Source organism: Paenibacillus sp. 10L310 (assembly GCF_056395745.1).
On the sequence record NZ_JBFTKC010000022.1, the window covers coordinates 58,129 to 68,848 of the forward strand.

Genomic DNA, 10,720 nt, shown 5'->3' on the forward strand with positions numbered 1-10,720 from the left:
TTATATCTCATGTTCGTTTAGTTTAGGTTTACAACCTTGAAAAAAAACCGTAGGGGATCCCTACGGTCACTTCATTTATTCAAAAAAGACAGGCAGAACAGACAATCGCCTTCCGTCCGCAAATGTCCATAATAGACGTTGCAGATATGGAAGCCTTCGTGATACAACCGGGCCAGATTATCATACCCTTCACCCACAACATCCTCGCCTGTAGCCGGACCTGCTGGTCTTGCTACAGGAGCGAGTGCTGAGGAGATCGGCAGATCTGCCGGAGCCTCACGTTTGAGCAGTTTGCGTAACTGCTCATTCTCGATGGTAAGCCGCTGATTATCCTCAAGCAGCTCCTTCACAATCATTTTTAACTCTCCTAAATCACCGTGCAACTGACCCAGTTGGGTTTCCATTTCATGAATGTGCGTAAACAGATTTTTCTTTTCCAAGTTTCCACCCCGAAGCAACCTTTATGGTTTACTTGATAACGACGTCATCCAGCGGAAGTTCTTTGACTTTACTGATGTCGAACAGTTGAACATGGACTGTGCGGCTACCGGCATTAATTCCGACAACTTTTCCTTCACCCAATGAGGTGACGACCAATTTGCCTACAGCTGGCAGTTCTTCTCTCACACTTTCATAGTTATCATGCTCAAATTTCAGACAGCACATGAGTCTTCCGCACAACCCTGAAATTTTCGTCGGATTCAGTGACAGGCTCTGATCTTTAGCCATCTTGATTGATACCGGCTCAAAGTCTCCCAGCCAGGAAGAACAACACAACACACGGCCGCAAGGTCCGATTCCGCCAAGCATCTTCGCTTCATCACGTACACCAATCTGTCTCAGCTCGATTCGTGTCCGGAATATGCTTGCCAGATCCTTGACCAGCTCCCGGAAATCAACTCTTCCTTCAGCTGTAAAATAAAATATAATTTTATTGCGATCAAACGTAAACTCCACATCGACCAGCTTCATTTTGAGGCCATGGTCTTTGATTTTATTTAAACAAGTACCGAATGCTTCTTTGGCTGCACGTTTGTTCTCATCAACCACACGGGCATCTGTATCGCCCGCAACGCGGATGACTTTCTTCAGCGGCAACACCACATCGGACTCGCCCACTTCCTTCTTACCTACGACAACCTTACCGTACTCAACCCCCCGCGCTGTCTCCACGATAACGCAGTTTTCTTTCTCAATGGGAAGGTCCAGGGGATCGAAGTAATAAATTTTGCCCGCTTTTTTGAAACGGACACCCACTACACTGTACAAAAAATTAACCCCCTTGTAAGCCAACCCCACTTCGTCTGAAGCCCCGTCTTCTTAGGGAACCGGCCGAAGTTATAACCGTTTGCATATGATTGGAGCTAACTTTGCCCTCTCCCAGTCTTATGCCAAACCGATCAAAAATTGCTCCAGACAAAGCTGGCCATTGACGTTGAAACGCAATTTTTTTCTGCATGCTGCGGCCATATCCATATAGGAGACCCACTGCTCTGTGCTGCGGGTATGTGCCAACTGAGATAACATGTCTAACTGATCTATAAAAACGATATGTTCATGCCTATCGTACTGAACATACAGCATGTCCCTAAACCATAGATGGAACAAACTAAGCAGCATGTCCAGGTGTTCAGAGAGTCCGGTTTTAAAAAGCTTCTGCTGTGCAGAGATCAATGATGTACTTCCTCTACCCAGGGACTCCTTCCCTAATTGTAACATTACGTTTCTAATTTCTGCAAACCAATTCTGCTGGAGAATTTCTCTACATGCTTCCAATCCTGACGCTAAATGGACGGCAGAGCGAGCCAGATTGGCAGGATGCCCTTCCTCAATTAGTGATTGCAGCATCTCTTCCGGATTCAGTGCGCTGAACGGTACCAATTGGGAGCGTGAGCGGATCGTTGGCAACATGGCCTGTCCATTATCTGTAATCAGGATGCCGACTGCTGGTACCTGCGGTTCCTCCAGAAATTTGAGCAAACTGTTTGCTGCCTGCACCGTCATTTTCTCGGCTTGTTCTATAATATATACTTTGGGATGGCCTGCCTCTGATCGGTATGAAAAGATACGTTGCAGATCCCGGATTTGATCTATTTTAATGTTGTTTCCATCTGGTGCAAGCATGGTTAGATCCGGATGGTTACCATGATCTACCTTACGACATTCAAGACACTGCCCACAAGCGTCATCTTCAAGCTCTGTACAGAATATTGCCTTGGCAAAGGTAATTGCCGTCTTCCGTTGCCCGCTACCAGCTGGACCGCTAAACAAATACGCATGGCTTATTGCCTTACGTCTCAAACTGCTTTGTAACATTTTCTTGGCCGCTTGTTGACCCATAATCTGTTGAAAGGACATACTTCCTCCTCAGAAGCTTAAATTAATAAGCATCCCCCGAATTTCGCCTACTTGTTGTAATAGAGAGATTTTTCCTTCTTCTGTATCCAGCAATTCATCAGCCATGGATAACAGAGCGGAGTCAATTTCATCAATCAGCTTATACCGCTTACCTCTGCCACGACGATCCCAACCCCTTGTCTCTTTCATGGATACACCGCGACGAACGGTCTCTTCCAGGAACCTTTTAACAAGTTGCTTATACGCCTTCAGTTCACGAATCGTCATGGAACGTGCCAAGCGATCTCCCTGAAGCTGGATTTCACTAAACCGGCGATTCAGTTCAGCTTGTGAGGCCCGTTCCCCCTGGTGATTCATCATATCAGAGAAATTTTTGGATTGAACCGGTTTGGAACCTGAATCAGTAGAACTGATCCCGCTCTGAATCGGTCTGAATCCAGGATTGATTTTCATGGATACGCCCGCTTTCTATCATAGTTAGCCAATCGCCCATCAGCACAGTGCGCGTTGCGCCTGTGCGTGAGAATGAGGCTTTTATATATGCTGATCACACTCTATATATAATGGTAGATACACATCACCATCAAGGACTTGTTCTTTGTAGTCAACCTCTTTCCGAAAGGAACCATTCCCAGCTGGGAAATGCTCATCCGGAAAGAGTATGCTGATTCTTCTCGTCAAAAAAGGCGTTCCGTAAGTGGCACGCACGAACTCTGCTAACTCTTCTTGCATCCATCGTTTCCAACATGCTATCGATCATGAAGGACCCTCATGGGATCCATGCAATAGGTTTAATTAGAAATGTTCGAAGCGATCTACCGGGAGAACAAATACAGTAGCTCCGCCTACTTGAACTTCAACAGGTAGCGGCAGGTAAGAGTCGGTTGTTCCACTCATCGGTGTGACCGGAGTCACGAGCTGTTCACGAACCTTACAGCTGCTGCGAATGACGTTCATTACGGATTCGACTTGACCATCATCGACACCGATCATAAACGTCGTGTTGCCTGCCTTCAAAAATCCGCCCGTACTGGCAAGCTTCGTCGCCCGAAAGTTTGCTTTGACCAATGCGCTGGATAATCGGTTGCTGTCTTTATCCTGTATAATCGCAACAATCAGTTTCATCCTGCATAACCTCCTTTAGAATAAGCACCTTTATCAAATGCCCTGTCTATATATTAGACAATTACTCGTCAAAATCCTTCAAAATCCCTGTCTCCAGCGACAAAATCATTGCTGCCAAGACATCCTCCTGCTTCATGGAAGCATCGATAACTCTGATCCGTTCTGGGAACTGCTCTTTTAATAGGAAGTAACCCTCTCGCACTTTACGGTGAAACTCCAGATTTTCCAGATCCAGACGGTTCACTTCGCGGCCATCATGAGCATCGATCCGGGCAAGCCCCACTTCAGGCTCAATGTCCAGATATAAGGTCACATCCGGCATGAGATCACCAATCGCAAAACGGTTAATGGCCCATACATTCTCTATCCCGAGTTCACGGGCGTAGCCTTGATAGACCAGACTGCTATCGACAAATCGGTCACAGATGACTGCTTTTCCAGCTCTCAGTGCAGGCTCTACTTTCTCCGCCAGATGCTGGCTGCGTGCAGCTGCATACAATAGTGCTTCGGTTCGAGCATCCATTGCCGTATGAAGAGGGTCCAGAATAATTGAACGTATTTTCTCCGCAATCTCAATTCCACCAGGCTCTCGCGTAACTACGTAAGGTATACCCCGTTCTTCAAAATAAGAACCTATTCTACCGATCATCGTTGTTTTACCGGAACCCTCTCCCCCTTCCAGCGTAATGAATTTACCTCTGCCCTGCATATGCTTCCCTGCTTTCTATGTCGATAATTGCATCTATTGCTGCTGTAATTGAATATGCTTAGACCCTCTTGCTACAAGATATGATATCCCCCGCCCAGAGGTGTATAGCTACAGCTATATCGGTACGTATTAATAACACCAAGATCATACAAGCTTGTTTCTTTCTATCATACTATAGGTCAGCGGTTACTCCAACATGAACAACAAAGTAAAGCGTTCAACCGTAGATAATCCATACCCATAATGGAAGCATAATTGATCCGGCAATAGCACTGACAATCATGGAAACTGAACTGAGGGCTACCGCATTCTCTCCATATTCAAAAGACCTTGCCATGCCGAGGGCATGAGATGCTGAACCCAGTCCAATTCCATAGGCATGTTTACTGCGGACCTTGGCCCATTTCAAGAGCATCGGCCCCAATAATATCCCTGAGAATCCTGCAATCATCACAAACAGCGATGTGAATGAGGCATTCCCCCCAACCTGATTAGCGAGTTGAATAGCCACAGGAGTTGTCACTGATTTTGGCAATAAAGCGATGACCATCTCTTGCGGATAGCCGAGCAGAATGGCGATTAAAGCGCCTGTAGCGATACCTGTAATACTGCCTCCGATTGTTCCACCCACAATTGGAATGATATTTTGCTTCAGAACATGCAGATGTCTGGACAAGGGAAAAGCGAGCGATACGACTGCTGGTCCCAAAAGCTCCTGTATCCATTTTCCACCCAGCATGTAGGTATCCAGCTTTATACCGGAAATCACCAAGATCAGAATCAGGATGGCAGTCGTTGTGAGTACAGGCATAAGGATCGGCCATTTCAGCCTTTTATATAGACGAGTGGCTGGAATATATACAGCGATGGTTAGCGCGATCATTCCAATTCCGAGGATGAATGCTGACAAGTGATCGCCTCCTTTTTGCCTGAATGAGACGATCTCCATGTCATAAGCCACTCACTTAATTTGGCAGATATCAGACATGTGATTAATGTGCTAACAATCAAACCAAGAACCAATAACAATGTGTTGGCTCTAAAAAAATCAAAATGATTAATAATGCCCACAGTTGGCGGGATGAACAACAATTGCAGATGAGATTGAAGCCACGTCGACCCTTCTTCTCCCCAGCTCATTCTGATCCATCCCAGTTGAATGATGACAAACAATACCAGCATGCCCACAATACTGCCTGTTAACGGCAGATGTAATACAGCTTGAATCAAGTTTCCAATCCAATAAAAACCGTACATCAACAAAACTTGCAGGACTATTCCTGTATATTTTTTTAGCGGAATACCCAAAGTGTTCCCTTCTTTCTTATGTCTATCTATATAAGTTGAACTAAAGCGTGTCTTCAAACTGAATGTGTCTGGAGCAGGGCACGGAGCGGGAGGGCTAACGACCCTGTGACGTCTTATTTAGCGATTTGAAACGCCCGCAGCAATCTAAGGAATCTGAAAGACGCTATATTGGAATAACCAGCCGTTTACAGCGTGTTTATTAGGTGATTTTGGTTAATAACGTGTCTCAGGTTTCTTACAAAATAAAAGGAGGACTCGAAGGCTAAATAAGACGTCCTCGATTCCTTAGAAAATCGTCTGGACAATTCGCCAGGATCAGCAATCCTTGATTTCAAGATGTTGGACCCTGACATCCTTCAACGTCTTGCATGCCTGAGTTTGAAGACACACCCTAGCAACTAAATTAATGACCAAGAGACCCTCACATGTGTAGGGTCTGATATCGCTATCCGTATTGGTCATATAAACTACCTATTGGTGAATGCAATTCAGATCTTCATGTGTTCCCTTCATTCCTTCATGACCTTCAATGACTGTAGAGATGCATCGGATACCCCATGAAACTTTGCACCCTCATCCCGCAGGAGTTGTATACGAGCCACCATCGATGGACTAATACGTTCACCCGGATATACAAGCGGAATCCCTGGAGGATAAGGAATAACCATCTCGGCTGATCGACAACCCGCGCTTTTTTCTATCAGGACATTGATCGTATCCGTCTCCACAATCGGTTGCAGTGTAAAGGAGATCGGTTCCGAGTAGCGAGTTTTTTCTTGTAAATTGTTCCACGTGGAAATATAATGTGCCGAACCTTTCGCAATCTGTTGCGATGGCACTGCATTAGATTGGACCTGCTCATGCCCGTTGGCAGAGCTGATATGGTGTAAAGCCTGCAACAGGTGCTGAGCATCTTGCACCGTTGAGCCCAGGCTGAAGAGCAAGACGACGTACCGTTCGTCGCTCATCTCAGGCACACAGCCGCACGCTTCCAGCTGCTGCTGTAGCCCATAACCGCTCAGCACCCCTGCGCCGTCATAGATGACAGCCTTGAATGGGTCCTGAGCGGTATACCCCGCGGCAGATGGCATCGCCGCCGCGGTCAGACCCTCCCGTGTCTGCTGCGCAGCGGACACGGACAAGCCAGCCGGCTTCGCAGTCCCGGCTGGCGGTTCTGGCTGCAGCGGCTGTGCAGGCTGCAGCAACTGGAAGCGCGGCAGCTCCGCGAGGCCGCGCTTAAAGGCTTTCACGGCGGCGAGCCCCGCCGTGAATGTGTTCGCGCCCTGCACGTGCAGCAGCCGGCGCGCCAGATCAAGCGAAGCCATCACCGGGTATGATGGGCTTGAGCTTTGCACCATGGCCAGACGCTGCCTTAACAGGGACCGGTTTAACCGTGGTCCCTGAATGTGCAGCATGGCACCCATGGTGAAGGCCGTCAGCATCTTATGTGTCGACTGCACGACACCGTCTGCTCCGCATGACAGTGCAGAGACAGGCAGCTCCGGATGCTGCCCATAATGCGCGCCATGCGCTTCATCCACGAGCAATGGCATGCCAGCGGCGTGGCATACCTCGGCTATGGGCGTCAGATCAGCGCCCATGCCGTAATAATTAGGCAAAGTGACCAATACGCCCTTTGCCTCAGGATAGGACTGGACAGCAGCCTGAACCGTCTCCACCGACGGCATGACCGCAAGTCCAGACGCAGGATCGACCCACGGCTCCAGAAATACAGCTCTTGCGCCTGCCAGCATTAACCCGTGAATAACCGATTTGTGCACATTTCGTTGCACCAGCACAATACTGTCCGGCTCATCACACACAGTTAGTAATAGAGACAAATTACCTGCCGTACTGCCTCCCACAAGGAAGAAACTCTCCTCCGCTCCAAAACAATCTGCCGCAAGCTCCTGTGCTTCCTGGATTACACCTTCCGGATGATGCAAATCGTCGGTGCCCGTAATCTCCGTAACATCCATCTCCATCATCTCCAGAAATGAACGCACCGGTACCAGTTCTAATTCCGAGTGAGCCCCTTCAACGCTGAGTCGTTCCACACTCTCCAGATCAGCCCCATGTTCACCCACCGAACTGAAACGCTCTACCTTCTGGTTAACATTCTTTCCTCCATCATTCTGAATCTCACCGTTGTGCTGGTGTTCCTCATTAACGATATCCTTAGCTCGAGGTTGCCCTGCTTCTGCTTGTTCTACCAAATGTCGATAAGCTTGTCCATTCTTATGCCCAGGCACATGAAAAGAACGCTGCTTCGAATCACGATACGCAAGCAACGCTTCATATAAAGGGGCACTACTTAATTTATTTTTATGTTCCATGAAATAACCATCCTGTACATATATTATGTGCGTCCTATGCGCTTTAAAATGCTTCCTAATCCAAGGAACGCACTTCTTCCCCATCTCCACACGCGTTACTGCAAATGATCTATACCATTATATCAGCATACGCCTTCCCAAGATGGCATACAAGACAATCTCTCCTCTTAAAAACAGAAAAAGGCCCATTGGGCCTCTATACACATCAGCATCGTTACAATGTGATGTTTCGCTTCTACTTCTATTAGCAACATTTATTATGCGTTTTTTTGTACCCAAATTTGCTTCATTTGATGAATAAAATAATTGTACTTGGCATCCTGCGCGTCGGTATGAACCATTTCTGCTTCACAAGTGTCACATATGAATTCAGATACAATAAAAATGCCTTCTCTTTTTCTTTGCTCGCAGATAATACATGTGTGTTCGGCATGTTCTTCCATGAACCATCCCACCTTGTTTTACGTTTACTATCAGTATTGCACAGTTTCTATTATTTTAAACATTTTCATAGTGCTTTCTTTCTATAAAATATATATATTCGCCCACCCCCTCTTGGGTGTCTGTACCGAAAAATACATTCATTCTCCCTACAAGAACATTCACCTGCTTATGTATATACAGTTATCCTACATTCCATCGCATTTACCTCTACATCACGTATCCCTTGGCCTGACTCAAACTTATATTTAATTTCCTTAAAAAAACTTGGAATCCCAGCCGATATATAATACATGATAACGATATCAAAGCCTGACAGTCCGTGTATTCGGGAGTATACTGAGATAAGCTCCGTCGAATCTCAATATCTTGTACAATCGTCATGGCGTGAGATACAAGGTTCATATATACATACATGTATGATTCATTCCCTTTTACTCGTGTAAGAAAAACGAATACCTACCCCACACAAACGTGAATCCGAAGGAGGATATATAATCGTATGATCGCCGAACCGGAGAATAAAGCAACATTTTATCAATACCGGCTTCTGAAAAAAAAGGCTATCGCCCGCAGTGTCATTTACAGCTATCTGTGTCTGCCGGTCATCATGCTCTTATTCAATCTACTCGCATTCTCCTGGACTGGCCTCTTCTTTTTTGTACTGGCAGGTCCAATCACCATCTGGATTCATTATGTCATCGCCAGAACCATATTACTTCTGGTCCGTACCTCTTACGCCAAACGCTGGCGCTGGAATATGCGTATGCCCTGGTTAGGTTATATCCCTGATCAGCATTTTAGCTTCCGTATGTTTGTCCGGGTACACCTTAACATGAGCTGGATTGGATTATGTATCATTACAGTATGTTTGATATGGTCGCCATTGTCCTTCACCCTCTCGCTGATCTTCTGGCATTTGTGGTTGCTGGGTCCTCGCTTGTATGTTGTAATGGTTCTCTCCCGTGAGCGTAAAGACGGACTCATCAAATTGAATGAACAAGATGTTTCATATTATCTGCAATAACACTCCCTCATTTATGCAATACTCAATGTACCTTACTTACTTGTAATACATAACCGCTGAGCCCTTCGAATAATCTGATGCAAAAACATAATCGTGTATCGTTCAGTTGACTCAGCCTCACATGCTCAAATAAAGGTTATCCACAGTGGATAACCTTTATTTATTGTTCCCTTCTCATCCATTATCCACAGCATGGGCATAGTTAAATGAGTTATCCCCACTCGAGGCTCCGTTCTTCTCCTCTTTTCCTCCCGCTGCTCCATATCCTCATAACCCCAGATATCTCGTAGATCTTACACCTTTGAGCGATCTCTCACTCAGTCTCAGCTCTATATGCCTCAAGCTGCTTTCCATCAGCCTTTCATTACCTCACTACCTTTATACAACTTATATCTCTCCCCCCTCTACTTTTAGCGCTCTAAACTCCCCTATGCTTCAAGCACACAACCACCTATACGTGTACGAACGAAGCTGCCCCATTCCTTCTGAACCGGTATGACCTCTGATCCACCATACGTGATAGCTTCTCCCATCATTACTAAAGCCTACTTCGCTAAATAACAAAAAGCCCCCGATCATGTACACGGGAGCTTTACTATATTATAAGGAACATCACAGCGTTAATTAATCATACTAAACCATACTTTAACCAGCTTAATCATCTTCAGCCAATGATTTAACTGTCGTTTGAGTAGCATCATTTCTAGGAACCATTAGTGTAAAGGAACCATCATGTACTGCTAAATGCACAGTATGTCCTTCCTTTGCAAATACACGCAAGGTACTGGATTCATTGGATGTACCCTTGGCTTGCCTCTCTGTCCAACCCCAGCTTTTAATCTCGTCTAGATATACCTCAGGCAAGCTAGTACTCTCACTAATACCAGACAGCGTATATCGAACATAATCCATATCCGAATTATTTTCAGACTGGTCAGATTTATTCGCTACTTTCGGCACCGGAAAACTCTTCTCGTTCACCGCACCTTCATATGAAGTCCATACAGATCCTGAAGCTTCACCGCATCCTGCGAGAACAACGGTCAAACAAAGCAACAGAAATGATTGTAGTCCAAGTCTCCGCCAACTTAACACACACACCCTCCTTTTCACAGCTGCACATTCCAGCTCTGTGGTCAGGTACTTTTAGCATATTTAACATAGTCCTATTATACTGGTTTTGCCGCTGTTATCCGTAACAAAAATGTTACCTTCCAGTATCGATCGTGTCAGAGCTTCCGCTCATCGTTTCTAATCCTTATAAACAAATAAAAACCACCACCGAATAACATCGGCAGTGGTTCTTTGCTTGGCGGCGTCCTACTCTCCCAGGACCCTGCGGTCCAAGTACCATCGGCGCTAGAGGGCTTAACGGTCGTGTTCGGGATGGGTACGTGTGGAACCCCTCCGCCATCG

At 46.1% G+C, this 10,720-nt stretch carries 12 protein-coding genes and 1 rRNA gene; 1 reads left to right on the forward strand and 12 read right to left on the reverse strand.

Going from position 1 to position 10,720, the window contains the following annotated elements:
• Positions 1–71 precede the first annotated feature (71 nt).
• From yabA to AC1DE7_RS28015, 10 genes are all read right to left on the reverse strand, one after another.
• The gene (yabA, locus tag AC1DE7_RS27970) at positions 72–440 is read right to left on the reverse strand and encodes a DNA replication initiation control protein YabA (protein WP_017691386.1); all 369 of its coding nucleotides are present in this window, start codon (positions 438–440) and stop codon (positions 72–74) included.
• 28 nt (positions 441–468) lie between these two features.
• The gene (locus AC1DE7_RS27975; protein WP_017691387.1) at positions 469–1,269 is read right to left on the reverse strand and encodes a PSP1 domain-containing protein; all 801 of its coding nucleotides are present in this window, start codon (positions 1,267–1,269) and stop codon (positions 469–471) included.
• Between the two features lie 117 nt (positions 1,270–1,386).
• On the reverse strand, positions 1,387–2,358 hold the full coding sequence (gene holB, locus AC1DE7_RS27980) for a DNA polymerase III subunit delta' (protein WP_036606132.1): 972 nt from the start codon (positions 2,356–2,358) through the stop codon (positions 1,387–1,389).
• Positions 2,359–2,367: 9 nt separating this feature from the next.
• Positions 2,368–2,811, reverse strand: a complete 444-nt coding sequence (locus AC1DE7_RS27985; protein ID WP_017691389.1) for a YaaR family protein — start codon at positions 2,809–2,811, stop codon at positions 2,368–2,370.
• A gap of 342 nt (positions 2,812–3,153) precedes the next feature.
• The gene (locus AC1DE7_RS27990) at positions 3,154–3,483 is read right to left on the reverse strand and encodes a cyclic-di-AMP receptor (RefSeq protein WP_017691391.1); all 330 of its coding nucleotides are present in this window, start codon (positions 3,481–3,483) and stop codon (positions 3,154–3,156) included.
• A gap of 61 nt (positions 3,484–3,544) precedes the next feature.
• Complete coding sequence (gene tmk, locus AC1DE7_RS27995; protein ID WP_101315024.1) at positions 3,545–4,192, reverse strand: dTMP kinase; 648 nt, start codon at positions 4,190–4,192, stop codon at positions 3,545–3,547.
• 217 nt (positions 4,193–4,409) lie between these two features.
• Positions 4,410–5,102 (reverse strand): LrgB family protein, encoded by a 693-nt coding sequence (locus tag AC1DE7_RS28000; RefSeq protein WP_083685168.1) that lies wholly within the window; start codon positions 5,100–5,102, stop codon positions 4,410–4,412.
• Positions 5,072–5,500, reverse strand: a complete 429-nt coding sequence (locus tag AC1DE7_RS28005) for a CidA/LrgA family protein (protein ID WP_477535635.1) — start codon at positions 5,498–5,500, stop codon at positions 5,072–5,074. The genes AC1DE7_RS28000 and AC1DE7_RS28005 overlap by 31 nt, the downstream gene beginning before the upstream one ends.
• 509 nt (positions 5,501–6,009) lie before the next feature.
• On the reverse strand, positions 6,010–7,836 hold the full coding sequence (locus tag AC1DE7_RS28010) for an aminotransferase class I/II-fold pyridoxal phosphate-dependent enzyme (RefSeq protein WP_477535636.1): 1,827 nt from the start codon (positions 7,834–7,836) through the stop codon (positions 6,010–6,012).
• A gap of 257 nt (positions 7,837–8,093) precedes the next feature.
• Complete coding sequence (locus AC1DE7_RS28015; protein ID WP_017691396.1) at positions 8,094–8,279, reverse strand: sigma factor G inhibitor Gin; 186 nt, start codon at positions 8,277–8,279, stop codon at positions 8,094–8,096.
• Between the two features lie 500 nt (positions 8,280–8,779).
• Between AC1DE7_RS28015 and AC1DE7_RS28020 the strand changes: the two genes are divergently transcribed.
• Entirely contained in the window at positions 8,780–9,304 is a 525-nt protein-coding gene (locus AC1DE7_RS28020; protein ID WP_036606136.1) for a hypothetical protein, read from the forward strand.
• 654 nt (positions 9,305–9,958) lie between these two features.
• Here AC1DE7_RS28020 and AC1DE7_RS28025 read toward each other — a convergent pair.
• Together AC1DE7_RS28025 and rrf are read right to left on the reverse strand one after the other, a co-directional pair.
• A complete protein-coding gene (locus tag AC1DE7_RS28025) occupies positions 9,959–10,399 on the reverse strand; it encodes a hypothetical protein (protein WP_017691399.1) in 441 nt (146 codons plus the stop codon).
• Positions 10,400–10,611: 212 nt separating this feature from the next.
• Positions 10,612–10,720 (reverse strand): 5S ribosomal RNA (gene rrf / locus AC1DE7_RS28030); the annotation flags it as partial.

Coding starts and splice junctions, on each gene's coding strand:
- AC1DE7_RS27985 (WP_017691389.1), bottom strand. CDS start 2,811: ATGAAAATCAATCCTGGATTCAGACCGATTCAGAGCGGGATCAGTTCT.
- tmk (WP_101315024.1), bottom strand. CDS start 4,192: ATGCAGGGCAGAGGTAAATTCATTACGCTGGAAGGGGGAGAGGGTTCC.
- AC1DE7_RS28015 (WP_017691396.1), bottom strand. CDS start 8,279: ATGGAAGAACATGCCGAACACACATGTATTATCTGCGAGCAAAGAAAA.
- holB (WP_036606132.1), bottom strand. CDS start 2,358: ATGTCCTTTCAACAGATTATGGGTCAACAAGCGGCCAAGAAAATGTTA.
- AC1DE7_RS28020 (WP_036606136.1), top strand. CDS start 8,780: ATGATCGCCGAACCGGAGAATAAAGCAACATTTTATCAATACCGGCTT.
- AC1DE7_RS27990 (WP_017691391.1), bottom strand. CDS start 3,483: ATGAAACTGATTGTTGCGATTATACAGGATAAAGACAGCAACCGATTA.
- AC1DE7_RS28010 (WP_477535636.1), bottom strand. CDS start 7,836: ATGGAACATAAAAATAAATTAAGTAGTGCCCCTTTATATGAAGCGTTG.